The 23,998-nt window shown below is 64.5% G+C and carries 21 protein-coding genes; 10 read left to right on the top strand and 11 right to left on the bottom strand.

The features are described from left to right. Window positions 1-70: 70 nt before the first annotated feature. On the top strand, window positions 71-2,134 hold the full coding sequence (locus tag M653_RS01000000133390; protein WP_051442790.1) for a thioredoxin domain-containing protein: 2,064 nt from the start codon (window positions 71-73) through the stop codon (window positions 2,132-2,134). A 59-nt stretch (window positions 2,135-2,193) separates the two neighbouring features. On the opposite strand, the gene rho is transcribed toward M653_RS01000000133390, so the two are convergent. The 3 genes from rho to hemE form a co-directional block, all read right to left on the bottom strand. Continuing rightward, entirely contained in the window at window positions 2,194-3,459 is a 1,266-nt protein-coding gene (gene rho, locus M653_RS0124700) for a transcription termination factor Rho (RefSeq protein ID WP_027145740.1), read from the bottom strand. Window positions 3,460-3,625: 166 nt separating this feature from the next. Then, window positions 3,626-4,162, bottom strand: coding sequence for a protoporphyrinogen oxidase HemJ (gene hemJ / locus M653_RS0124695; protein ID WP_027145739.1), 537 nt, complete (start codon window positions 4,160-4,162; stop codon window positions 3,626-3,628). Next, entirely contained in the window at window positions 4,162-5,193 is a 1,032-nt protein-coding gene (gene hemE / locus M653_RS0124690) for a uroporphyrinogen decarboxylase (protein WP_027145738.1), read from the bottom strand. Before hemE ends, hemJ begins: the two co-directional genes overlap by 1 nt. A gap of 404 nt (window positions 5,194-5,597) precedes the next feature. Here hemE and M653_RS0124685 point away from each other — a divergent pair, with 404 nt between their 5' ends. From M653_RS0124685 to dnaQ, 5 genes are all read left to right on the top strand, one after another. Further along, window positions 5,598-6,419, top strand: coding sequence for a pyruvate, water dikinase regulatory protein (locus M653_RS0124685; RefSeq protein ID WP_027145737.1), 822 nt, complete (start codon window positions 5,598-5,600; stop codon window positions 6,417-6,419). A 48-nt stretch (window positions 6,420-6,467) separates the two neighbouring features. Further along, window positions 6,468-7,067, top strand: coding sequence for a Maf-like protein (locus M653_RS0124680; RefSeq protein ID WP_027145736.1), 600 nt, complete (start codon window positions 6,468-6,470; stop codon window positions 7,065-7,067). After that, entirely contained in the window at window positions 7,060-7,917 is an 858-nt protein-coding gene (locus M653_RS0124675; RefSeq protein WP_027145735.1) for a shikimate dehydrogenase, read from the top strand. The genes M653_RS0124680 and M653_RS0124675 overlap by 8 nt, the downstream gene beginning before the upstream one ends. Next, window positions 7,914-8,507, top strand: coding sequence for a dephospho-CoA kinase (gene coaE / locus M653_RS0124670; protein ID WP_027145734.1), 594 nt, complete (start codon window positions 7,914-7,916; stop codon window positions 8,505-8,507). The genes M653_RS0124675 and coaE overlap by 4 nt, the downstream gene beginning before the upstream one ends. Before the next feature lie 252 nt (window positions 8,508-8,759). Beyond that, the gene (gene dnaQ, locus M653_RS0124665; protein WP_027145733.1) at window positions 8,760-9,488 is read left to right on the top strand and encodes a DNA polymerase III subunit epsilon; all 729 of its coding nucleotides are present in this window, start codon (window positions 8,760-8,762) and stop codon (window positions 9,486-9,488) included. 20 nt (window positions 9,489-9,508) lie between these two features. Here the strand turns inward: dnaQ and M653_RS0124660 are convergent, their stop codons facing one another. From M653_RS0124660 to M653_RS0124635, 6 genes are all read right to left on the bottom strand, one after another. After that, window positions 9,509-10,459, bottom strand: coding sequence for an alpha/beta hydrolase (locus M653_RS0124660; protein WP_027145732.1), 951 nt, complete (start codon window positions 10,457-10,459; stop codon window positions 9,509-9,511). 18 nt (window positions 10,460-10,477) lie between these two features. Continuing rightward, window positions 10,478-11,158: an isochorismatase family protein gene (locus M653_RS0124655; RefSeq protein ID WP_027145731.1), complete on the bottom strand. Its 681-nt coding sequence runs from the start codon at window positions 11,156-11,158 to the stop codon at window positions 10,478-10,480. 262 nt (window positions 11,159-11,420) lie between these two features. Continuing rightward, window positions 11,421-12,725, bottom strand: coding sequence for a Xaa-Pro peptidase family protein (locus tag M653_RS0124650; protein WP_027145730.1), 1,305 nt, complete (start codon window positions 12,723-12,725; stop codon window positions 11,421-11,423). Between the two features lie 314 nt (window positions 12,726-13,039). Beyond that, entirely contained in the window at window positions 13,040-14,005 is a 966-nt protein-coding gene (locus tag M653_RS0124645) for a GlxA family transcriptional regulator (RefSeq protein WP_027145729.1), read from the bottom strand. A gap of 168 nt (window positions 14,006-14,173) precedes the next feature. Further along, a complete protein-coding gene (locus M653_RS0124640) occupies window positions 14,174-15,343 on the bottom strand; it encodes a PLP-dependent aspartate aminotransferase family protein (RefSeq protein ID WP_027145728.1) in 1,170 nt (389 codons plus the stop codon). Next, entirely contained in the window at window positions 15,340-16,782 is a 1,443-nt protein-coding gene (locus M653_RS0124635; RefSeq protein WP_027145727.1) for a pyridoxal-phosphate dependent enzyme, read from the bottom strand. The genes M653_RS0124640 and M653_RS0124635 overlap by 4 nt, the downstream gene beginning before the upstream one ends. A 601-nt stretch (window positions 16,783-17,383) precedes the next feature. Here M653_RS0124635 and M653_RS0124625 point away from each other — a divergent pair. After that, window positions 17,384-18,154, top strand: a complete 771-nt coding sequence (locus M653_RS0124625; RefSeq protein ID WP_027145726.1) for a type 1 glutamine amidotransferase domain-containing protein — start codon at window positions 17,384-17,386, stop codon at window positions 18,152-18,154. A gap of 554 nt (window positions 18,155-18,708) precedes the next feature. Here the strand turns inward: M653_RS0124625 and M653_RS0124620 are convergent. After that, the gene (locus tag M653_RS0124620; protein ID WP_027145725.1) at window positions 18,709-20,058 is read right to left on the bottom strand and encodes an FAD/NAD(P)-binding protein; all 1,350 of its coding nucleotides are present in this window, start codon (window positions 20,056-20,058) and stop codon (window positions 18,709-18,711) included. Between the two features lie 31 nt (window positions 20,059-20,089). Then, a complete protein-coding gene (locus M653_RS0124615) occupies window positions 20,090-20,611 on the bottom strand; it encodes an Rrf2 family transcriptional regulator (protein ID WP_027145724.1) in 522 nt (173 codons plus the stop codon). 629 nt (window positions 20,612-21,240) lie between these two features. Here M653_RS0124615 and tauA point away from each other — a divergent pair. The 3 genes from tauA to M653_RS0124600 all read left to right on the top strand — a co-directional run bounded on the left by tauA (window position 21,241) and on the right by M653_RS0124600 (window position 23,995). Next, window positions 21,241-22,254, top strand: a complete 1,014-nt coding sequence (gene tauA / locus M653_RS0124610; RefSeq protein WP_027145723.1) for a taurine ABC transporter substrate-binding protein — start codon at window positions 21,241-21,243, stop codon at window positions 22,252-22,254. 110 nt (window positions 22,255-22,364) lie between these two features. Further along, complete coding sequence (locus M653_RS0124605; RefSeq protein WP_027145722.1) at window positions 22,365-23,138, top strand: taurine ABC transporter ATP-binding protein; 774 nt, start codon at window positions 22,365-22,367, stop codon at window positions 23,136-23,138. Beyond that, the gene (locus tag M653_RS0124600; RefSeq protein WP_027145721.1) at window positions 23,135-23,995 is read left to right on the top strand and encodes an ABC transporter permease subunit; all 861 of its coding nucleotides are present in this window, start codon (window positions 23,135-23,137) and stop codon (window positions 23,993-23,995) included. The genes M653_RS0124605 and M653_RS0124600 overlap by 4 nt, the downstream gene beginning before the upstream one ends. The last annotated feature ends 3 nt before the right edge of the window (window positions 23,996-23,998 follow it).

Here is a 23,998-nt window from a genome sequence, read left to right as displayed (position 1 = left end):
TGCCCGCTCTACCGAACCGCCCTAGCTATCGTGTCATCACCCATCCCGAGTGCCTCGAAAGTTGGCCATTGTGACATTGCCCGCGCAAAACCTGCTTGCCGACGAGGCCAGCCCCTATCTGCAGCAGCACAGCGGCAATCCCGTGCATTGGCGGGGATGGTCACCGGCATCGCTGGAAGAGGCAAAGGCGCTGGACAGGCCTATCCTGCTCTCCGTCGGCTACGCCGCCTGCCATTGGTGCCATGTCATGGCCCATGAAAGCTTCGAGAACGACGACGTCGCCGCCGTCATGAACCGTCTGTTCGTCAATATCAAGGTCGACCGCGAGGAGCGCCCCGACATCGACCAGATCTATATGGCCGCACTGTCCTCGATGGGCGAGCAAGGCGGCTGGCCGCTGACCATGTTCCTGACGCCCGATGGCAAGCCGTTCTGGGGCGGCACCTATTTCCCGCGCGAGCCGCGCTATGGCCGGCCGGGGTTCATCCAGGTGATGGAAGCGGTCGACAAGGCGTGGCGCGAAAAGAGGGCGAGCCTGCACCAGAGCGCCGACGGCCTGACCTCCCACGTCGAGGCGCGGCTCTCCGCCACGCATTCCAAGGCGCTTCTCGATCGCGATACGCTGTCCGATCTCGCCGGCCGCGTCAGTGGCATGATCGACCGCGATCACGGCGGCCTCGCCGGCGCGCCGAAATTCCCGAACGCGCCGTTCATGCAAACGCTGTGGCTGTCCTGGCTGCGCGACGGCAATGCCGCGCATCGCGACGACGTGCTCATCGGCCTCGAACATATGCTGAGCGGCGGCATCTACGATCACATCGGTGGCGGCCTCAGCCGCTACTCGACGGATGCCGAATGGCTGGTGCCGCATTTCGAGAAGATGCTCTACGACAACGCCCAGCTCATCCGCTTCTGCAATTGGGCTCTTGCGGCGACCGGCAATGATTTGTTCCGGGTACGAATCGAAGACACGGTCGACTGGCTGCTGCGCGAAATGCGCGTCGATGGCGGCGCCTTTGCCGCCAGCCTCGACGCCGACAGCGAGGGCGAGGAGGGCCTGTTCTACACCTGGAGCAGGGAGGAGATCGAATCTGTCCTTGGTGCCGCTTCACCATTGTTTTTCAAATATTTCACGCTTTCCAGCCCACCCGGCTGGGAGGGCAAGCCGGTTGTCCATCAAACCCTCTCCCAGCAAGCGCTTGGGGTGACCGACCGCGAACAGCTGGTGCCGCTCAAGGCAAGGCTTCTCGCAGCCCGGGAAGAACGCGTCAGGCCTGGCCTGGACGCAAAGACCCTTACCGACTGGAACGGCCTGATGATCGCAGCACTCGCGGAGGCCGGCCGCTCGCTGGCACGGCCGGATTGGATCGAGGCCGCGGCAAAGGCGTTTGCCCATATCAGCGCCGCCAGCCGCGACAATCGCTTGCCGCATTCCATGCTTGGTATCAGGAAATTGTTTCCCGCTTTGTCGAGCGACTATGCCGCCATGACCAACGCGGCGATCTCGCTGTTTGAAGCCACAGGCGATTGGAACTATGTCGACAAGGCCAGCCGGTTCCTCGAACAGCTCGACCATTGGCACGCCGACGCGCAGGGCACCGGCTACTACCTGACCGCCTCGGACAGCACCGATGTGCCGATCCGCATCAGGGGCGATGTCGATGAGGCCATTCCGTCAGCCACCAGCCAGATCATCGAGGCGCAGGTGCGGCTCGCCTCCGTCACCGGCAATCTCGATTTGCAGGAGAAGGCGTGGAAAACCGCCGAGCACGCTGCCGGCCGAGCCGCGCACCAGGCCTATGGCCAGGCGGGCATCGTCAATGCCTGCGCGCTTGCCATCGAACCGCTGAAACTGGTCGTCGTGGACGAGCCGGAAGATCAAAAACTCGTTCCGGTCGTTAATCGAAACCCTGATCCCCGCCGCGTCGACATCGTCGTGCCGATCGGTACGGCGGCGAATCGACCCTTGCTGCCCGGCGGAATTCTGCCGCCGACCAACCGGCGCGGCGCCTGGCTGTGCACCGGCCAGGTCTGCCTGCCGGTGGTTGCGGATCCCGATGAGCTGGAAGGATTGTTGCGCAATTCGTCATCCTATAGCGCAGCAAGGAGCGACGCGACGCACCGCGGACCCTAGGACGTCACGGAATGGATCCTCGCCCGAGGATGACGAAGAGAAAGCCCGCCTCGCTTCGATTATGTATTCATCGAATCGAAGAAATCGCCGTTGGTCTTGGTCTGCTTCAGCTTGTCGATCAGGAACTCGATCGCGTCGGTGGTTCCCATCGGCGCCAGGATACGGCGCAGCACGAAGATCTTCTGCAGGTCCTGACGCGACACCAGCAGGTCTTCCTTGCGGGTGCCGGACTTGAGGATGTCGATGGCCGGATAGATGCGCTTGTCGGCCACCTTGCGGTCGAGCTGGATTTCGCAGTTACCGGTGCCCTTGAACTCTTCGAAGATGACTTCGTCCATCCGGCTGCCGGTGTCGATCAGCGCCGTGGCGATGATGGTGAGCGAGCCGCCTTCCTCGATGTTGCGGGCGGCGCCGAAGAAGCGCTTCGGGCGCTGCAGCGCGTTGGCGTCGACACCGCCGGTCAGCACCTTGCCGGAGGACGGCACGACGGTGTTGTAGGCGCGGCCGAGGCGGGTGATGGAATCCAGCAGGATCACCACATCACGGCCGTGCTCGACCAGGCGCTTGGCCTTCTCGATGACCATTTCGGCGACCTGGACGTGGCGCACCGCCGGTTCGTCGAAGGTCGAGGAGATCACTTCGCCCTTCACCGAGCGCTGCATGTCGGTCACTTCTTCCGGACGCTCGTCGATCAGAAGCACGATCAGATAGCATTCCGGATGATTGGCGGTGATCGAGTGCGCGATGTTCTGCAAAAGCACCGTCTTGCCGGTACGCGGCTGTGCGTTGATCAGCGCGCGCTGGCCCTTGCCGATCGGCGCCACCAGGTCGATCACGCGAGGCGATATGTCCTTGCTGGGCGGATTGTCGACCTCCATCTTCAGCCGCGAGGTCGGATAGAGCGGCGTCAGATTGTCGAAGTGGATCTTGTGGCGGATCTTTTCGGGATCATCGAAATTGATCGTGTTGACCTTGAGCAGCGCGAAATAGCGCTCGCCCTCCTTCGGGCTGCGGATCGGTCCTTCGACCGTATCGCCGGTCTTCAGCGAAAAGCGCCGGATCTGCGACGGCGAGATGTAGATGTCGTCGGGACCCGGCAGGTAGTTGGCATTGGCGGAGCGCAGGAAGCCGAAACCGTCCTGCAGCACCTCGACCACGCCGTCACCGATGATTTCGATGTCCTGGGCGGCGAGCTTCTTCAGGATCGCGAACATCAGCTCCTGCTTGCGCATGACGCTGGCGTTCTCGACCTCGAGCGATTCGGCATAAGCGATCAGCTCTGGCGGCTTCTTGTTCTTGAACTCGGTGAGTTTCATTTCTTGCATTAGACGGACTCTGGGTAGGCTTTGGGGAAAAAAATCGGCGGGATGCGACAAATGCCGGGCGCGGCCGAAAGCAATGACGGGCGGCGCATGACGGGAAGGAAGACCCGTCTTGTATCGTCGGTCGGCTGAAAGAGCAAGCCGCCTTTTGAGCGGGTCCGATGAAGCCTCAGAACGGCTTCACGACGACCAGGATCACGATTGCGATCATCAGCAATGTGGGGATCTCGTTGACGATCCGCCAGTGCCTTGCCGGTTTTTCGTTGCGGTCCTCGGCGAATTTGCGCACCGCGGCGGCCAGATAGCCGTGAATGCCAGACAAGATCAGCACCAGGCCGATCTTGGCATGCAGCCAGCCGCCCTGGAACGCAAAGATTTTCCAGGCCAGCCACAGCCCGAACACCCAGGTGAGGATCATCGCCGGATTGATGATGCCGCGCAGCAGACGCCGCTCCATCACCTTGAACGTCTCGGATTGGACGGAGCCCTTCTCCGCGGCGGCGTGATAGACAAACAGCCGCGGCAGATAAAGCATGCCGGCCATCCAGGAGATGACGGCGAGGATATGGATCGCCTTTGCCCAGGGGTAGAAGCTTTCCGGTGCGAAGAAAAACAAAAGCGCGGTGAGAACGACCAGGACAGCGATGCCGATGACCATGCGCCTCATCGCCTGGCCGGTGCTATTGGTGTTGCTTCTGTCAGTCATCAGCGTGCCGCACTCCGCACCTGTTTCACCATCGCCTCGACATGCGCCACCGGCGTGTCGGGCGTGATGCCATGGCCGAGATTGAAGATCAGCGGCCCGTCCCCCAACGCCCGAAGGATCGCCCCGACCCCGTCGGCCAATGCCTGGCCGCCGGCGACGAGCCGCAACGGGTCGAGATTGCCCTGGACGGCTCCCTGCCGCTGCAACGCCTTCGCTGCCTCGAGCGGCACCGTCCAGTCGATGCCCAGACCCGTCACCCCGGTCTTCTCGCGATAACTCTGGTAGCGGGCTCCGGCGCCCTTGGGAAACCCGATGATCGGCACGTCGGGATGGACGGCCCGAACTTGCCTGACGACCTCTGCGACCGGCTCGACGCAGAACTGTTCGAATGTAGCATCGTCGAGCACCCCGGACCAGGAATCGAAGATCTGCACGACATCCGCGCCGGCCTCGATCTGGCGGATCAGGTAGGAAGCCGAATGATCGGCGAGCACTTTCAGCAGCTGTCGAAACGCCGCCGGCTCGCGGTAGGCGAACAGCCGCTCCGGCGCCTGGTCCGGCGTACCGTGGCCGGCGATCATATAGGTCGCCACCGTCCAAGGCGCGCCGCAAAAGCCGATCAGCGTCGTCTCGTCGGGCAATTTCGCCCGCAGCCGGCGAAGCGTCTCGTAGACCGGTTCGAGATTCACGTGAAACATGTCGCTTCCCAGCGCCGCGATCTCCGCCGCTGAAATCGGCGTCAGCAGCGGTCCGCGCCCTTCCTCGAAGCGCACGTCGCGGCCAAGCGCATGGGGAACGACAAGGATGTCCGAGAATACGATCGAAGCGTCGAAGCCGAAACGCTCGATCGGCTGCAGCGTCACTTCGACGGCTAGGTCGGGGTCGTAGCAGAGATCAAGGAACGAACCGGCACGCCTTCGCGTCTCACGATATTCCGGCAGATAGCGCCCGGCCTGGCGCATCATCCAGAGCGGAGGAGGAAACACCGTCTTGCCCTTCAGGACATCCAGCATGATCCGTCTTGCAGGCATCGAGCGCTCGCCTCTCCCGGCTTCCTCTTAATCAAATATCTTATTTTAAAAGAGTCTTCTGATTCTAAGAGTCTGTTGGTTGTGGTGGTTGTCACCTGTCCCGCTTTGGCCGCCAAAACGCCAGCAAGCATATTGTCGCGCACTGCCGATCGCGGTTTGCAGGGTTCTGGGGACAATCAGGAATCTCGCAGGGGAGTCAATGCGCTAGATCGACCGCCCTCGAGACCTGCCCTGTGGACGAACGAAAGGCAAAGCGCTTCGTCCACGGACTTGTCCCCAGCCGTCCGGCGAAGCTGACAGCGCATCGAATTGTGGACAAACCGGCATCTGATACAGTCGCCTTTCGCCGGCATGCCTGCCCGTTCGATCTTATCCACATCCGCCCACAGCCCCAGGTGACCCCTGTGAACAAACCCCAAAGCTTCTTCCACCTGCATCTGATTTCCGACGCCACGGGGGAAACGCTGCTCGCCGCCGGCCGCGCCGCTTCGGCGCAGTACAAGGATGCGCGCGCCATCGAGCACATCTACCCGCTCATCCGGACCGAAAAGCAGATAGCCAAGGTGTTCGAGGACATAGAGGAGGAGCCGGGCATCATCCTCTACACGGTGGTCGACCAGAAGCTGGCGCACGGCATCGACGAACGCTGCGCGGCCATGGGCCTGCCTTGCGTGTCCGTGCTGGAGCCCGTGCTGACCGTCTTCCAATCCTATCTCGGAACGCCGGCCGGCCGCCGCGTCGGCGCCCAGCATGTTCTCGACGCCGAATATTTCCGGCGCATCGATGCGCTCAACTTCACCATGGACCATGATGACGGCCAGCTGCCGGCAAACATGGATGACGCCGATGTCGTGCTGATCGGCATTTCGCGCACCTCGAAGACGCCGACCAGCATCTATCTCGCCAACCGCGGCATCAAGACCGCCAACATCCCGATCGTGCTCGGCGTGCCGGTGCCCGAAAGCCTGGTCAACGCCAGGACACCGCTGATCGTGGGATTGATCGCCACCGCAGAGCGCATATCGCATGTGCGCCAGAACCGCATCCTTGGCAATTCGAGCACCTACGTGCCGACCGACTATGTCGACCGCGCCGCCATCAACGAGGAGCTCGCCTATGCCCGCCAGATCTGCATCCGCCACGGCTGGCCGATGATCGACGTCAGCCGCCGCTCGATCGAGGAGACGGCGGCGGCGATCGTTGCCCTTAGGGGGAAGACGCGCTAGGGCAGACGAGAGAAGTGAGCGACGGAACACCAACCCTGGTGAGTCAGCATGACAGAAAAAATCATCCTCGCTTCGGGCAGCCCGTTCCGCAAGGCGATGCTGGCCGATGCCGGCGTCGACATCGAGGCGGTTCCCGCGACGCTTGACGAGCGGGCGCTGGAAGCCCCTTTGCAGGACAGCGGCGCCTCGCCCGAGGACGTCGCCCTGGTGCTCGCCGAAGCCAAGGCCACCGAAGTCAGCGAGCGCCGGCCCGGCGCGCTGGTGCTCGGCTGCGACCAGACGCTGTCCTTGGGCGACGAGGTGTTCCACAAGCCGGCCGACATGGAGGGCGCGCGCCGCCATCTCCTGGCGCTGTCGGGCAAGACCCATCAACTCAACAGCGCCGCCGTGCTGGTGCGCGACGGCAAGGTGCTGTGGCGCCATGTCGGCATCGCCTCGATGACCATGCGCAAGCTCGACCCCGCCTTCATCGGCCGGCATCTCGCCAGGGTCGGCGCCAAGGCCTTGTCGAGCGTCGGCGCGTATCAAATCGAAGGCGAAGGCGTCCAGCTGTTCGAAAAAATCGAAGGCGACCATTTCACCATTGTCGGCCTGCCACTGCTGCCGTTGCTGGCGGAACTCCGTACCTTNGGAGCCATCGATGGCTGAGGCAATCAAGAAGGCCTTCGTCACCGGCCATCCGATAAAACATTCGCGCTCGCCGATGATTCACGGCCACTGGCTGGCCAAGTACGGCATTGACGGCAGCTACCAGGCGATCGACGTGGCGCCGCGGGACTTCGCCGATTTCCTGGCGAGCATGCAGGCCAACGGCTATCGCGGCGGCAACGTCACCATCCCGCACAAGGAGGCGGCCTTTGCCCGGGTCTCGCGCCGCGACCATGCGGCGGACGAGATCGGCGCCGTCAACACGCTGTGGCTCGATGACGGCACTTTGTGGGGCGGCAATACCGACGGCCATGGCTTTGCCGCCAATCTTGACGATTACGCCGCGGACTGGGCGGCCAATGGCCCGGCCGTGGTGCTGGGTGCCGGCGGCGCTTCCCGTGCCGTTGTCCACGCGTTGAAAGAGCGCGGCGTCGGTGATATCCGCATCGTCAACCGCACGCTCGCCCGGGCGATTGAATTGCGCGACCGCTTTGGCGCCGGCGTCTCGGCGCACGAAATGGCCACGACCGCCGAACTGCTTGGCGACGCCGGCCTGCTGGTCAACACCACCGCGCTGGGCATGCAGGGCAATGAGGGTTTGCCTGCCGACCCCACGCTGCTGCCCGACCACGCCGTGGTCAACGACATCGTCTACGTGCCGCTCGAAACCCCGCTGCTCGCCGCCGCGCGGGCACGGGGGCTGAAGACGGTCGACGGGCTCGGCATGCTGCTCAACCAGGCGGTGCCCGGCTTCGAGCGCTGGTTCGGCGTCAGGCCGAAGGTTACGGCCGAGCTCCGCGCGATCATCGTTGCCGATCTTGTGCCCAAGTCTCCGGTGTCGAAACCATGATCGTGCTCGGCCTCACCGGCTCGATCGGCATGGGCAAGTCGACGACGGCCAAGATGTTCGCCGAGGCCGGCGTGCCGGTGCATGATTCCGACGAGACGGTGCATCGCCTCTATGCCGGCAAGGCGGCCCCCTTGGTCGAGGCCGCCTTTCCCGGCACCACCGTTGGCGGAAGCGTCGACCGCGCAAAACTCGGCGCCCGTGTGTTCGGCGATGCGGCGGCCTTGAAAAGGCTCGAGGCCATCATCCATCCGCTGGTCCGCGCCGATGCCCATGCCTTTCTGGCCAAGCATCGTAACGCGGGCGAATCGATGGCGGTCCTCGACATCCCGCTGCTGTTCGAAACCGGCGGCCGTGGCCGGGTCGACAAGGTCGTCGTCGTCACCGCGCCGGCCGAAGTCCAGCGCCAGCGCGTGCTGGCGCGGCCAGGCATGACCGAGGAAAAACTGGCGTCGATCCTGGCTAAGCAAGTGCCGGATGCCGAAAAGCGAAGGCTGGCCGATTTCGTCGTCGATACCGGCGAGGGGCTGGACGCCGCGCGCGCCGCGGTGGCGGCGATTGTTGCCGAAATCAAGGGGGGTTCTGGCCGCTAGCTTTTTCCTTCTCCCCTTGTGGGAGAAGGTGGATCGGCGCGTAGCGCCGAGACGGTTGAGGGGTGTTCCAGCGAAGTGAGGCGCTGATAATCGCTGTGCGATCCTGGCCGGAAAGCTGTTGCCAAGCTGGAGCACCCCTCATCCGGCCGCTTCGCGGCCACCTTCTCCCACAAGGGGAGAAGGAAAAGAGGCATTGCCCATTGCCATTTTGTTCCGGTCTAACGATTCTGTTCCCAGGAGCGACCTGATTCGATGCGTGAGATCATTTTCGATACGGAAACCACCGGCCTCGATTCGCGCGACGACCGCGTGATCGAGCTTGGCGGTGTCGAGCTGGTCAATCGTTTTCCGACCGGCAGGACCTTCCATCACTATATCAACCCGCAGGGCCGTGCGATCCACGCCGAGGCGCAGTCCGTACACGGCATCAGCGCGGCCGACCTCGCGGGCAAGCCGAGCTTCGCCGAAATCGCCGAGGAATGGCTGAAATTCACGGAAGGCGCCAAGCTGGTCGCCCACAACGCCACGTTCGATATCGGCTTCCTCAATGTCGAATTCGGCCGGCTCGGCCACCCGCCGGTCGATAACGGGCTTGTCGTCGACACGCTGGCCCTGGCGCGCCGCAAGCACCCGATGGGTCCCAATTCGCTCGACGCGCTGTGCCGGCGCTACGGCATCGACAACACGAAGCGCACCAAGCACGGCGCCCTGCTCGATTCCGAATTGCTGGCCGAGGTCTATATCGAGCTGATCGGCGGCAAGCAGGCGGCGCTGATCCTCGACAGCGCAAGCGCACCGGCGCGGGGCGGCGACAATGTCCGCCAGATCGAGATTATCGTCGCCGAGCGCCCGGCGCCACTGCTGCCGCGTCTGACCGAGGCGGAGCGCGCGGCGCATGCCGCCATGGTCGCCACGCTCGGCGAAAAGGCGCTGTGGCTGAACGCCTCCCCCCAGGAAGCAGCCCAGGCGCTGTCCTCATAAAGCCGTCAGTGAAAGCGGCCTCAGTAGGGCCACTCCCCCCGGCCCAGCGCGGCAACCGCCGCGATGATGCGCGCAAAGGCTTCCGCCGCAGCCGGCACGGTCGTGCGGGCGCGCAGGAAACTGTGCACGAGGCGGGGTTCCTCATGCCACCAGGCCTTGCCGCCGGCCTCCAGGATATGGTCGCGATAGGCCTCGCCATCCGACGACAGTGGGTCGCATTCGGCCGTGATGATCACCGTAGGCGGCAGGCCGGAAAAATCGCGGTCGCGCAATGGCGAGAAGGTCGGATCGTCGGGCGATTGCTTCCTGGCTGACCTGACGTCGCGGTAGAAGGCGGCATCGCTTGTCGACAGCAGCGGCGCGTCAGCGTGTTCGACATAGGAGCCCATCGTCTCGTTGCCGCCGAGATCGGGATAGATCAGCACCTGCCCGATCGCGGCGCGCGGATGGTGACGCGTGGCCTGTGCCACCGCCGCCGCCAGGTTGCCGCCGGCACTTTCGCCGCAGAGCACGAGCGGCAGGTCGCTGCTTGCAGCCGCCCATTCGAAAGCCGCCAGCGCATCGTCGAAGGCGGCGGGGTGAAGGTGCTCGGGTGCGAGGCGATAGTCGACCGACAGCACGTCGAAGCCGGTGCCGGCGCAGATTTCGGCGCAGATGTCGTCATGGCTTTCGAGCCCGCCGAGGATGAAACCGCCGCCGTGGAAATAGAGCACCGNCGCACGCGGCGCCGCGCCGGCGAGCCGGTAGCGGCGGACCGGGATGCCATGCTTCGAAGCGGCGATCAGGCTGTCGCTGGCCTTGACCCCGGGCGGACGGCCCTGGTGGAAAGCCCGGCACATCCTGGCATAGACCGCGCGCTGCTTTTCGACCGGCAGGCCGGCGATCTCTAGCGGGTACCAGGCGTTGACGCTGTCGATATAGATCCAGAGCGCCGGATCGAGCCATGGTCCGTATTTGCCGCGGCTGGTCATTTCACTCCGAGGGGCACGTCAAAGCTCGGCATAGAGGCGGGCGGCGTTTTCGAAGGTGAAGCGCAGCGGTACCGAGCCCTCGACCTGCCAGACGGTGACCGTCTCGCCGGCCAGCAGCCGGCAGGCGCCTTCCGTATCGGTGACGGCGCCGCCATAGAGCCGGTTGGCAAGGTTGAGAATGGCGGTCTGATGCATGGCCGCGCTGCCGCTGCCGCAGGCATCCTTGACCAGAAGCACGCGAAAGCCCTTCGCCACCGCGTCCTTGACCGACGCGTCGATGCAGGCCTCGGTCCACACGCCTGATATAGCCAGCCATTCGATGCCGGAAGCCTTGAGCCGGTCGCCCGCCGGACCGGAGCGGAAGGCGCTGGCCTCCGCCTTGATCAGCAGCGCCTCGCTATCCGCCGGTGCCACCTCGCGGCAGATTTCGGTCAGCGGGTCGCTCTTGTCGGAAAAGGCCGACTTGCCGTCTTCGCCGACCGGATGAAAGGGCCGGTCCTGGCTGTCGAGATCGACAATATAGGCCCAGTGATGGAGCGGCACATGGTTTTGCCGCGCCGTCGCCTGCAGGCGCTGGACGTTGGCGAGGATCTTTTCGTAGCCCTCGACGAGATAGCGCGGGTCCTGCCGGTGCTCTTCCTGCAGGTCGATGAAGATGGCGGCCACCGTGCCGCGCTTGATCGAGACAGGGCTTTTCATGCGGATGCGCTTTCGCCCCAAGATATTTCCAAACGCTGGAGGGACAGTGCCCCCCTCTGCCCTGCCGGGCATCTCCCCCTCCAGGGGGGAGATTGGCGGTTGCGAATGCTTTCGCCAATCACCAGCGTTGCAGGAAAAAGCGCTGCAAGCGAAGCTGCCGATCTCCCCCCTAGAGGGGGAGATGTCCGGCAGGACAGAGGGGGGCGCCAACTGAGGCGCTCGTTCTTCAGCTGCGATACGTCGCTGAGGTGAGCAACCAGCATCAAACCTCTTTCTCCAAAAACTCGTCCTCATAGGGAAAGCGCGAGAGAAGCTCGGTGCCGGTGTCGGTGATCAGGATCTCGTCCTCCAGCTTGACGCCCTCGCGGCCGCCCTTCTCGCCAATATAGCTTTCCACGCTCACCACCATGCCTGGCACGATATGGCCGTCGCGGCCATAGGTCTCGTAATCCAGGGCATGCGCGATGAACGGTGTCTCGCCATGCATGCCGACACCGTGCATGACCGAGGTGTAGCGCTGGTCGACGAAGCGGTCCGGAATCTTCCACGCCTTCTCGGCGATCTCGCGGAAGGCCATGCCTGGCTTCACGACCCCGATGTTGTGCTGAACCTGGTCGTGCGCCATGCGGTAGAGCGACTTCTGATAGGGGGTCGGCTTGCCCGGCCCGCAGCGGAAGGTACGCGAGAAGTCCGAGTAATAGCCATAGCAGCCGATCGTGTCGGTATCGAGCGCCAGCAACTCGCCGGGCCTGATCTTGCGGCCGCTGGCCTCGTTGAACCAGGGATTGGTGCGCTGGCCCGAGGTCAGCAGCCGTGTCTCGATGAACTCGCCGCCCTGGCGGATCACCTCGCCATACATGATGGCGAACAGCTCGTTTTCGGAAACGCCGGGCTTGATCGCCTCGCGCACGGCATAGACCGCCGCCTCGGCGCCGGCCATCGACACCTGCAGGCATTTCACCTCCTCAGGCGTCTTCACCGCGCGCACCGCCAGGATTTCGCCTTGGCAATCCTTGACCTCGCAGCCGCGCTTTTCCAGCGCCAGCGCCTGCAGATGGCTGCAGCGGTCGAGCCCGAGCTTCATCGAGCCGCCGCCATGCTTTTTCAGCAGCTCGGCGATCTCGTCGGCGAAGGGACCGGCGGTTTCGTCGTCGCGGCCCGACACGGAAGACCACACAAGCTTGGACGGACGCGCCTCGTCGATCGTGTCGAGCACCATCGAGACATGGTAGCTCTGCGGATATTCGAACAGCACGATCGGCCCGTCGGTCGGAATGAAGAAATAGCGGGTCGAGTTGCGCAGGAAATAGCCGAACATGTTGCGCGAGCCGGTGGCGTAACGCTGGTTATAGGGGTCGAACAGCACCACGCCGCCATAGCCGGCCTCGCGCATCCAGCCGCGCAGTTTTGCCAGCCGGCCTTTGCGCAAGGCGTCGGCATCGATGAAGGATGGCTCAGTGTCGGACAGCCACATGCCGCCCGCCGGATCGGCGGCGGCGGGATGACGCATGCGGTCCTTGAAATCGACGTCTTCGGTGCTGTCGGGGTCGAATACGACGATGCTCATGGGGTTCGGCCTTGGGTGGGTGAAAGGCTTGACCATGGCGCAGCAGGCGCGGAGGGATTGTGCCGAAAACCGCGTGGGTTGTGCGGAATGCCGCTGGAGATGCGGAACGCCAGCGGGACAGCGCCCCCCTCTGCCCTGCCGGGCATCTCCCCCTCAAGTGGGGAGATTGGCAGCGTCGCCAACCTCGCCTTCTTGTTCAACGGTGGAGGATTGGCGAAAGCCCGGACAACATCCGATCTCCCCCCTTGAGGGAGATGCCCGGCAGGGCAGAGGGGGGCGCTGTCCCGCCAGCATTTGAAAGTGTGCTGAGGAACCTAATGCCGTCGCGCCATCTTCGGCGCATGCCCATGCTCCTCGCGAAAAGCCCGGGCAAAGCTCGACATCGAGGCAAACCCACAGGCCAGCGCCACGTCGCGCACGGCCAATGTCGAATGCGCCAAGAGATCGGCGGCGCGCTTCAGCCGGAGCCGCCGGTAGTAGCCGTTCGGCGAGATGGCGAGTTCGGAGCGGAAGGAGCGTTCGAGCTTGTCGGACGAGACGCCAAGCTTCGCGGTCAGCTCGGCCATGCCGAGCCGTTCCTCCACCGCGTCCTCCATGATGGCGATGGCCGACAGCACCAGCTCGTTCTGCACCCCGGTGCGCAGGCGCAGCGGCATCAGCTTGCGGTCGACGCTCGATCGCAAGGGACTGTGCACGAACCATTCGGCGACGCCGGCGGCAAGCTCGGCGCCGTAATCGCGGGTGATGATCTCCAGCATCATATCGAGGCTGCCGACGCCGCCGGCCGAAGTGAAACGCTTGCGGTCGATGACATAGAGGTCGCGTCTAAGCTCGATGTTGGGGAAGGCTTCGGTGAAGGCGGCCTGGCTGGTCCAGTGCAAGGTGCAGGCATGGCCGTCGAGCAGGCCCGCGCGCGCCAGGAAGAACGCCGCGTCCGCCACCGCGCCGATATGGGCGCCGGCGCGCAGGCTGCGGCGAATCCAGCTCGCCGCGTCCTCCGCCACGAGGTGATCGGCATCGCCGCCCGAGCAGACGACGATGCGGTCGACCTTGGGCGCCGCCTCGGCGTAAAACCCCGGCTGGATGACGACGCCGTTGGAAGCCTCGACCGGACCCTGTGTCGCCCCGACGATGATCCAGCGGTAGCATTCCCGCTTCGCCAGTATGTTGGCGGCGCGCAGCGGCTCGATGACCGAGCTGAACGCCATCATCGGAAAGCCGGGGAACACCAGCACCGCGAAGGTGAGGGGTGCGTCTGTGGGTGGTTCGCGCGTGGCCATGGGCGCTACATCTCGGGCAGATGGCGGTTGGGGTCAACGGTGTTTGGCCGACCGCTGCTCGATGCGGCTGCTGATCTTCACCGTTGAGGCGCGTGTCGACGTCCGTGAAAGACCCCGACCTCGCGGTGCAGGTTACCACCGACGCTTCTCGGTCGTGCCGAGAGCCACTCAACCCCCCAGTGCCTGATCCAGGTCCGCGATCAGATCATCGCCGTCCTCGATGCCCGCCGACAACCGCACCAGCGAATCCGATATGCCGATCTCCGCCCGCTTCCCGGCGGGAATGGAGCCATGCGTCATCAGCGCCGGGTGTTCGATCAGGCTTTCCACCCCGCCGAGGCTCTCGGCCAGCGTGAACAGCTGCGTGCGTTCGAGGAAGCGTTTCGTGCCGGCAAGGTCGCGATCGAGCACGGCTGATATCATGCCGCCGAAGGCATGCATCTGCTGGACTGCTATGGCGTGCTGGGGATGGCTGGCGAGGCCGGGATAGATGACGCGGCGCACGTCCCTGCGGGCTTCCAGCCATTGCGCGATCTTCAGGCCGTTGGCGGAATGGCGCTCCATCCTGAGCGCCANGGTCTTCAGCCCGCGCAGCGCCAGGAAACTGTCGAACGGACCCGATATGGCGCCGATGGCGTTCTGCAGGAATTTCAGCCGGTCGGCGAGATCCTTGTTGTCGCCGACGACAGCGACGCCGCCGACCATGTCGGAATGGCCGTTCAGATATTTGGTCGTCGAGTGGACCACGATGTCGATGCCGAGCTCCAGCGGCCGCTGGATGTAAGGGCTGCAGAAGGTGTTGTCGGCGACCGAGAGGATCCCCTTGCGCCTGGCGAGCGCCGCGATGCCCTCGAGGTCGACGATGCGCAGCAGCGGATTGGTCGGCGTCTCGACCCACAGCATCTTGGTCTCCGGCCGGATCGCCGCCTCTACCGCCGCAAGGTCGGTGAAGTCGACGAAGCTCACCTGCAGATTGGCCGAGCGCTTGCGCACCCGCTCCATCAGCCGGAACGAGCCGCCGTAGATGTCGTCGGTGGCGACGATATGGGCGCCGGAATCGAGCAGTTCCAGCACGCTGGCGATCGACGCCAGGCCGGAAGCAAAAGCGAAGGCCGCCGAGCCGCTTTCCAGGTCCGCCACGGCGCGCTCGAAGGCGAAGCGCGTCGGGTTCTGGCTGCGGGCGTATTCGAAGCCCTTGTGCACGCCGGGCGACTGCTGGCCATAGGTCGAGGTGGCGTAGATCGGCACCATCACAGCACCTGTCAGCGGATCGTGGCTCTGGCCGCCATGGATGGTGCGGGTGGAGAAGGCCAGACGGTTCTTGCCGGATGTGGTCATTTTGCGCGGCGCCTCAGATGGTTGATCAGGTCGATACGGGTAATCAGGCCGACGAACTCGTCGCCGTCGAAGATGATGGCGACCTCGTTGCGGTCGAACACCGGCAGCAGCGCGTCCAGCGTCTGGCTGGCCTGCAGCGTGTGCAGGTTGGAGGTCATGGCCGTTCGCACCGGGCCGCTGAAGCGCTCCCAGCGTCCGTCATAGGGACCGTCGACATGGGCCAGGATGTCGCTTTCGTCGACGATGCCGACCAGCTTGCCATTGTCGAGCACCGGCAGCTGCGAGACGTCGGAACGGCGCATGCGGCCATAGGCGTTGAGCAGGCTTTCGTCCGGACCGACATAGACCGTGTCGCCGGTGCGGTGGGTGCGCATGACGAGGTCGCGCAGGTCGCCATGCTGCTCGTGTTCGGCCAGCCCCTGCTCGGCCAGCCAGAAATCGTCGAACACTTTTGACAGGTACTTGTTGCCGCTGTCGCAGACGAAGGTGACGACGCGCTTGGGCACTGTCTGTTCGCGGCAATAGCGCAGGGCCGTCGACAGCAGCGTGCCGGAGGAAGAACCGGCCAGTATGCCTTCCCGGGACAACAGATCCCGCACGGCCAGCATGCTCTGCTTGTCCGTGATGGAATAGGCTTTCCTGACCAGCGCCAAATCGGCATTGGGCGGCACGAAATCCTCGCCGATGCCTTCGACGGTCCAGCTTCCCGCCTCTTCCATCTTGCCGGTCTTGATCAGCGGCGCCAGCACCGAGCCGACCGGATCGGCCAATACCATCTCCGTCTTCGGCGACGCCTTGGCGAAAAAGCGGCCAAGCCCGGTCAGCGTGCCGCCCGAGCCGACGCCGACCACCACCGCGTCGACATCACCGTCAAGCTGCGCGAAAATCTCCGGGCCGGTGGTCGTCTCATGCGCCAGCGGGTTGGCCGGGTTGGCGAACTGGTTGGCATAGAAGGCGCCGGGCAGTTCGGCAGCGATCTTCTCCGCCATGTCCTGGTAATATTCGGCATGACCCTTGCCGACATCGGAGCGCGTCATGTGCACTTCGGCGCCGAGCGCGCGCAGATGCTGGATCTTTTCGCGCGACATCTTGTCGGGAACCACCAGGATGATGCGGTAGCCCTTGGGGATGCCGACCTGGGCGAGGCCAAGGCCGGTATTGCCGGCGGTCGCCTCGACGATGGTGCCGCCGGGCTTCAGCCTGCCGTCCTTCTCGGCCGCCGCGATCATCGACAGCGCGATGCGGTCCTTGATCGAGCCACCCGGGTTCTGGCTCTCGAGCTTGATGAACAGCCGGCATTTTCCCGTGTCGAACTTGGTCAGCTCGACGACGGGCGTCTGGCCGATGAGATCGAGCACCGACGCATAGGGCGGACGCAGGCGGGATGTTGCGGTGTCCGACGGGCCGCCGCCGGCAGTGGCTTTTCTGTGCTCGCTCATATCGGAGCCTCCATGGATCAACCTAGCGTCTTTTCCAGCCGATCGCAGTTGGAAAGAAGATAGATCGTGCCAATCCGGTGGCCAGACGGGGAATGAAATTCCAGCTGCCCCCATCAGGGCGAAGCAGTGCGGTGCCGGATCGAGACGCCGGCGGGACAGCGCCCCCCTCTGCCCTGCCGGGCATCTCCCCCTCCAGGGGGGAGATTGGCAACTCCAACCTCTCGTCTGCCTTCAAACGTCGGAGATTGGCGAAAGCGATGCCACAGCCAATCTCCCCACTTGAGGGGGAGATGGCCGGCAGGCCAGAGGGGGGGCGCCGAAGAGCGCCGACCTTAACGCCCAAGCGCCGCGCCCTCAGGCCCGTCCAACGAACCATCTCGTTCGTTGAAGCCGCCGATTTCGCCATGCTAGCCGAACATACGCCATACCAGTACAAGGAGACGGCCGATGAAGATCCTCGCCTATGACAACTTCAAACCCGGCGTCACCCTCGCCGACTTGAAGCAACGCCCGGCGGCGACGGAAGCATATTTTGCCCGGCCATATGGCCAGATTGCAGCATGAGGCTTTATCGGCGACAGCTTCATAGAGGAGAGCCAGGATGAGTGTACGGGACGCCAATTCGGTCAATGCACGCAAGCCGAAACGCGTGGCGATCGTCATCGCCAATCCGGCCGTCTCGACCACGACCGGCTGGCCAGTCGGCTTTTGGTGGAGCGAGCTGACGCACCCGTGGTTCGCTTTCACCGAGCGTGGTTATGATGTCGAGATATTCTCGCCCGATGGCGGCAGATGCGAGGCCGACGCGCTGAGCGATCCGCGCGATCCCTCGGGCTATTCCGAAACCGACCTCATCTCGCTCGGCTTCATCTCGAGCCCGAAACTGGCGAGCCTGGTCGACAACACAAGGCCGGTGGCGGAGATCGAGCTCGACAGTTTCGACGCGATCGTCGTCGCCGGCGGCCAGGCGCCGATGTTCACCTATGATCGGGCGGAAACGCTGCAGCGAACCTTCGTTGCCTTCCATGAAGCGGGCAAGGTGGCGGCAGCGCTTTGCCATGGCACGGCGCTGCTGCGCTATGCCAGGCGCGCCGACGGATCGCTGCTCGCCGCCGGCAAGACGGTGACCGGGTTCGCCAATATCGAGGAGGATTTTGCCGACAATGCGACCTGGCGGATGGGCGCGCTGGAGCGCGGAAAACATTTGATGCCATGGCGGATCGAGGATGAGCTCAAGGCGATCGGCGCCAACTACATCCAGGCCGGCCTGTGGCGCGCCTTTGCGGTGCGCGACGGCAACCTGATCACCGGCCAGCAGAACTTTTCCGGCGCCGAGACCGCGCGCGCCGTGTGTGAGGCATTGGGCGGCTGAACCGTCTCGTCCGGCGGACAGCGGAAGGGACTTCAGTCTCAGTTGAGCAATAGCTAATATAAATATAGCTTGGTCATGCGGGAGACGATCCCAAATCGAAACCTAACCCGCAATGGCCGGTGCGACCCGCTTTCAACCCAAGCATCCCCGCACCGGCCATTCTTTTTCGTGGGGTAGCCCATGGCCAGCTTGAAATCGCAACCTGGGGGCGCGATGTCGCCACTTCGAGGAGGAAATCCAGTCGAAGGCGGGAGCATCGCGCTCCCTTTGGAAGAGGTCTGCGTCAAGCCGTGAATATCTTAATTGGCTAAAGTGCGGAACGTCCAATGGACAAGTCCGGAACGTTTGAAGGCCCCTCGGACCAAGGCCTACCGGTGCGCAAGACTTTAGTCCTGCCGTCTTATAGCTAAGAACGGAAGCTGTTCGGCCCAGATAGGGGCCGCCTGGGATAAATACCAGACTGCACTCAGCCGACCATGGTGCGATCGCGGAAGACGCTTTCGGGTTGAGCCGGATGCGGGTCTGCCAAATATACGATCGCCGCCGGAATTGCTCTATCCCAGCAATAGCTTGCTCAGCCTGGCGCACTGGACGCGGATATCGGGAATGGCATCGATCTCGAAGAAGGTGCCGCGCGTCAGCGGCCCGACGGCGAGGATTTTTCGCGAGACGGTGCCGTCGGCGGCGATGATCTCGCAATTGGCCGAGACGTCGAGGCCGATGCGCAGCGGATCGGGACGCGCCAGGCCGCGGTCGACCAGCGAGCGCACGACGCTGTTCGACGAGGTCGAGATGTCGCGCACGATGCCGGAGCAATCATAGATGCGGGCGACGTCGAATGTTTCGAGACGCTGTGTGTGGCGCGACTGGACCTCGACCGCGAAGCCGTCGCCCGGCGTGACGCCGACGACGCGCCCGGCGATCGGCCGGATGCGTCCCGATTGCACGGCCTCCGTCACCCTGGCGTAGACCTCGGGTGCCATGCGATGGCGATGGATGTCCCACCACGCCTTGGTGTGTTCGACGAAGCGGCGCTTGGCCGAGGCGGGCCAGTTCTGCCAGATCTTCTGGTTGAAGGGACGCAGGCCGTCGACGACGTCGCGCCAGTCGACGCCGGCCTTCTGGTTCTCGCGGATGAGGTCGCGGAACCAGCCGACGAAATAGGAGAGCTGGGTGCCGAGCGGGATGTCGGCGACGTCGAGCTTGATCGGATTGCCCTTGCGGTGCGGCGAGGGCAGAAGGCCGCGCCGCGATACCGCGATGATGTCGCCGCGATGGCCGCGCTGCTCCAGGGAAAGGAAGGCATCGACCATGCTGAGCCCGGTGCCCAGCACCACGATCCGGCTGTCCTGATCGAGCGCGGTATCGGCCTCCGAGCCCATCCGGATCGCATGGCCCTGCGCGGGCTGTTCGTCATGGCCGGTGGCCAGCACGGCAAGATGGGCAACCACGCTGGTGCCGTTGGCGAGCGCCACCTCGACCCCGGATCCGGTGGGCGAAATCGACAGGCTCTCCTCGCGGATCAGGCGCAGCCGGCCGGTCTCGCGCTCGCGCGTCTCCAGATCGTCGAGCAATTCCTTGAGATAACGCGCATAGAGGCTGCGCGGCGCGTAGACCGGAGCCTGCTCCGCTGTCGCCAGCCCCCGTTCCAGCAGCCAGCGCCAGAAATTGCCGGGGTCGTCGGCATAGGCGCTCATGCCGGCCGCACTGACATTCAGCACATGCGCCGACAGCAGCGTCGAATAGGCGATGCCCTGGCCGAAATGCGGGCGCTTTTCGATCAGTGTGACGCGCAGGTCCGGATTGGGCGATTTGAGCAGATGGGCGGCCAGCACGACGCCGCTGGCGCCGCCGCCGACGATGATGATGGAACTGGGGGTGATGGAATCGATCCGCCCGGTCATGCGCAAGCGAGCCCCGTGCCAGGCGTCGGCTTCAGGCCTGGACCTTCACCACGACCGGCAGGTCGTCCCGCGCGACCGGGAGGTCGCTCATACCCGACGCGATCGTAAGATCGTCGGCGTCCCTCGCGATCGTAAGATCGTCGGCGATGTCGCGCATCTCGGCGAGGCTGCGCTGGTCGAGCACCTCGGCGATCGCCTGCCGGACCTCGAGCATCAGATGTCGGACTTGGCATGTCGCCTCGTTGCAGTCTTCACAGCGCTGATATTGTGTGCGGCTGGCGCAGGGGATCGGGGCCAGCGGCCCGTCGAGGACGCGCACGACGTGGCCGACCTTGATCTCGTCGGCGGGCCGCGCCAGGCGGTAGCCGCCCTCCTTGCCCTTGCGGCTCTGGACGAAGCCGGCATTGCGCAACTCGCCGAGAATGGCGTCGAGAAACTTCTTCGGGATGTTGTTGCCGGTCGCGATATCGCCGACGAAGGCGAGCTGTCCGGCCGGCATCCGCGCGAGATGGACGAGCGCCTTGAGGCCGTACTTGCCTTTTTTGGTGAGCATGAACCGAACGTTTCTCTGTCATGCGATGGCCCTAGGCCATCCGTTGCGAAACGCCTGGCGTGCCTCCCCGCCGCGCCGAAGCATCCATGACACATAAATTCTATTGACATGATATACAAGCCAATTGCGGTTGATCTTGTTTGGTTTTCAAGCCGTTGCGGTGACTTTAGGCCCGCCTTGTGACGCCAGGGACACAGAAGCGTGGCTTGTATGCACGGAGGCTTGCAGCCGGGATCCGACGACGCCGGCGATTGCCCGATAGGCGGGGTATGGCCTGTCATCGGCGCTCACTCCTATGTCGATAAGGTTACTATACTTACCCATCGGCGCGCGGAACGGGATTTTAAATTCTTCCCCATTTGAAGCATCGATTTGCCGGAGGAGGTGCCAAATCGGAATTCTCGTTCAAACCTGTCGGTATCTGGAACGGTCGAGGTATCGAGCGTGGGGCAAAGTGGCCTCGCCGCTCCTGAGCCAGGGCAGCCGCCCTGTCCGCCACGGCGGCCCGCCGCCAGTGGCTTTTTTCCAACATGCCGTTCTTCCTTGGAAGGATTTAACTCTACAAGAACCATAGAATTAGCTGACTATGAACAGGCAATCCGGTTTTCCCCTTTTTCAAGGAGCCTTTCATGTCCAGCATTTCACGCCGCGTCATCCTCCTGTCTTCCGCTGCCCTTGCCGGCGCCGCCTTCCTCGGCCCGGCCATGGCCGACGGCCTCAAGATCACCATCGGCTACCAGACGGTGGTCGAGCCCTCGAAAGTGCCGCAGGCCGACGGTGCTTATGAAAAAGCCACCAAGGCCAGCATCGACTGGCGCAAGTTCGATTCCGGTGCCGATGTCATCGCCGCCGTCGCCTCCGGCTCGGTCGACATCGGCTATGTCGGCTCGAGCCCGCTGGCGGCCGCCGCCAGCCGCGAACTGCCGATCCAGACCATCTTCGTGGTTGGCCTGATCGGACCGTCGGAAGCGCTGGTCGCCCGCGACGGCGCCGGCATCGGGAAGGTCGCCGACCTCGCCGGCAAGAAGGTCGCCGTGCCCTTCGTGTCGACGACGCATTACAGCCTGCTTGCCGCGCTCAAGCATGAGAATGTCGATCCGAGATCGGTCGAGATCCTCAATCTAAGGCCGCCGGAAATCGCCGCTGCCTTCGCGCGTGGCGACATCGACGCCGCCTATGTCTGGGATCCGGCGCTGGGCCAGATCAAGACATCGGGCAAGGTGGTGCTGGATTCCGCGCAAGTCGCCGCCTGGGGCGCGCCGACCTTCGACGCCTGGATCGTGCGCACCGACTTCGCCGAAAAGAACCCGGAAGCCGTACGCGACTTCGTCAAGGTGACGGGTGCGGCCTATGCAGGGTATCTCGCCAAGCCCGACGCCTGGTCGGTGTCGTCGCCGCAAGCCGCTGAGATCGCCAGGCTGACCGGCGCCAAGCGCGAAGAGGTGCCCGAGCTGCTGAAGGGTTATGCCTTCCCCACCCTGGAAGAACAGGCCTCCGACAAATTCCTCGGCGGCGGCACGGTCAAGGCGATCGCGGCGGCATCCGCCTTCCTCAAGGAGCAAGGCAAGGTCGACGCCGTGCTGCCGGACTATTCGAAATACGTGACATCGAAATACGTCACCGAGGCGCTGGCCTCGAACTGACGTCTCGCACACGCGGCTCACCCTCCCTGACGCCGTGTGTTGCCTGCCCCGAAGCCGCTGACAGGCGCGGTTTCGGGGCAGGCGGATTCCCCTCTAATCGGCGAGGGCCCATGCCGCATCTCGTGCTCGACAAGATCTCCATCCACTATGACGGCCAGCCGGCACCCGCCGTCGAGCATGTCTCGATCGGTGTCGACAAGGACGATTTCGTCGTTCTTGTCGGCCGCTCGGGCTGCGGCAAGACCTCGCTGCTCAATGTCGCCGCCGGCCTTGTCGCGCCCGCGCGCGGCACGGCCTCGATCAACGGCCAGCCGATCACCGGGCCCGGTTCGGATCGGGCGGTGGTGTTCCAGAGCGATGCTCTGTTTCCCTGGCTGACGGCGCGCGAAAACGTCGCCTTCGCGCTCAGGCTGCGCGGTGTCAGGCCAGCCGAGCGGGCGCGGCGCGCCGATGAACTGCTGGCGCTGGTCAAGCTCGGTGATGCCGGCGACAAGCGCATCTGGGAGCTTTCCGGCGGCATGCGCCAACGTGTCGGCCTTGCCCGCGCGCTCGCCGCCGAACCCGAATTCCTGCTGCTCGACGAGCCGCTCGGCGCGCTCGACGCGCTGACGCGCGAACGCATGCAGACGACGCTGCTCGACCTTTGGACGGCAAGCCATGCCGGCGTGCTGATGGTGACGCACGGCATCGAGGAGGCGCTGGTGCTCGCCACCCGCATCGTCGTGCTGGCGCCCGGCCCTGGCCGCGTGGTGCGAACCTTCGAGCCGGGTTTCTCCCGGCGCTACGCGTCGGGCGAAGCCATCCGCGCCATCAAGGCCGATCCGGCCTTCGCGGCGGCGCGCGGCGAACTGACCGACGCGATCTTCGAGGGAGAGGCGGCATGACCATTTCCTTCTACACGGAACGGCCCGTTTCAAGGACAGACGAAACCAACGGCCTGTCGGTGCCATGGTCCAGGCCACGGCCGAAACGGACCGGCGTTTCGGCGCGCATGGTCAGCGCCGTCACCATCCTGGCGGTGCTGGCACTCTGGACGCTGTCGGCCCGCCTGCAGCTGGTGTCGCCGGTGTTCCTGCCCTCGCCGCTTGCCGTGTGGAACAAGTTCGTCATGGTTACCAGCGACGGCTTCGTCGACGCGACGCTGCTGCAGCACGTCGTCGCCAGCCTGGGCCGCGTGTTTGCGGCACTGGTCGCCGCCGTCCTGGTCGGCGTGCCGGTGGGGCTCGCCATCGGCATCAGCACGGTGGGGCGCGGTATCTTCGATCCGCTGCTCGAATTCCTGCGGCCGATACCGCCTTTGGCCTATCTGCCGCTGGTCATCATCTGGTTCGGCATCGGCGAGCCGTCGAAAATCCTGGTGATCGCCATCGCCATGCTGGCGCCGGTCGCCCTGTCCACCGCCTCCGGTGTTCGCGGTGTCTCGCGGGAGCGCATCAACGCCGCGCGTTCGCTTGGCGCGACGCGAGTGCAAGTGGTCCGCCATGTGATCCTGCCCAGCGCCCTGCCCTCGATCCTGACCGGCTTGCGCATCGCGCTCGGCGCCGGCTGGTCGACACTGGTCGCGGCCGAACTGGTGGCGGCGACGCGCGGGCTTGGCTTCATGATCCAGTCCGCGGCCCAGTTCCTCGTCACTGACGTGGTGGTGATGGGCATATTGGTGATCGCGGCCATCGCCTTCGTGCTCGAATTCACCATCCGCCGGATCGAGCGCGTGCTCGTCCCGTGGGCCGGACGAGAATAATCG

Origin of the sequence: Mesorhizobium sp. WSM3626, from assembly GCF_000513935.1 — a bacterium.
Classification (GTDB): domain Bacteria; phylum Pseudomonadota; class Alphaproteobacteria; order Rhizobiales; family Rhizobiaceae; genus Mesorhizobium; species Mesorhizobium salmacidum.
Note: the sequence above shows the minus strand (reverse complement) of the source record. Positions and strands in the feature narration are given on the sequence as shown.

Excerpts from the sequence above, each read along its gene's own strand:
- M653_RS0124615 (WP_027145724.1), bottom strand. The coding sequence starts at position 20,611 with ATGCTCACCAAAAAAGGCAAGTACGGCCTCAAGGCGCTCGTCCATCTC.
- M653_RS0124625 (WP_027145726.1), top strand. The coding sequence starts at position 17,384 with ATGAGTGTACGGGACGCCAATTCGGTCAATGCACGCAAGCCGAAACGC.
- M653_RS0124675 (WP_027145735.1), top strand. The coding sequence starts at position 7,060 with ATGGCTGAGGCAATCAAGAAGGCCTTCGTCACCGGCCATCCGATAAAA.
- coaE (WP_027145734.1), top strand. The coding sequence starts at position 7,914 with ATGATCGTGCTCGGCCTCACCGGCTCGATCGGCATGGGCAAGTCGACG.
- M653_RS0124620 (WP_027145725.1), bottom strand. The coding sequence starts at position 20,058 with ATGACCGGGCGGATCGATTCCATCACCCCCAGTTCCATCATCATCGTC.
- M653_RS0124655 (WP_027145731.1), bottom strand. The coding sequence starts at position 11,158 with ATGAAAAGCCCTGTCTCGATCAAGCGCGGCACGGTGGCCGCCATCTTC.
- M653_RS0124645 (WP_027145729.1), bottom strand. The coding sequence starts at position 14,005 with ATGGCCACGCGCGAACCACCCACAGACGCACCCCTCACCTTCGCGGTG.
- M653_RS0124650 (WP_027145730.1), bottom strand. The coding sequence starts at position 12,725 with ATGAGCATCGTCGTATTCGACCCCGACAGCACCGAAGACGTCGATTTC.
- M653_RS0124635 (WP_027145727.1), bottom strand. The coding sequence starts at position 16,782 with ATGAGCGAGCACAGAAAAGCCACTGCCGGCGGCGGCCCGTCGGACACC.
- hemJ (WP_027145739.1), bottom strand. The coding sequence starts at position 4,162 with ATGACTGACAGAAGCAACACCAATAGCACCGGCCAGGCGATGAGGCGC.
- tauA (WP_027145723.1), top strand. The coding sequence starts at position 21,241 with ATGTCCAGCATTTCACGCCGCGTCATCCTCCTGTCTTCCGCTGCCCTT.
- hemE (WP_027145738.1), bottom strand. The coding sequence starts at position 5,193 with ATGCCTGCAAGACGGATCATGCTGGATGTCCTGAAGGGCAAGACGGTG.
- rho (WP_027145740.1), bottom strand. The coding sequence starts at position 3,459 with ATGCAAGAAATGAAACTCACCGAGTTCAAGAACAAGAAGCCGCCAGAG.
- M653_RS0124600 (WP_027145721.1), top strand. The coding sequence starts at position 23,135 with ATGACCATTTCCTTCTACACGGAACGGCCCGTTTCAAGGACAGACGAA.
- M653_RS0124605 (WP_027145722.1), top strand. The coding sequence starts at position 22,365 with ATGCCGCATCTCGTGCTCGACAAGATCTCCATCCACTATGACGGCCAG.
- dnaQ (WP_027145733.1), top strand. The coding sequence starts at position 8,760 with ATGCGTGAGATCATTTTCGATACGGAAACCACCGGCCTCGATTCGCGC.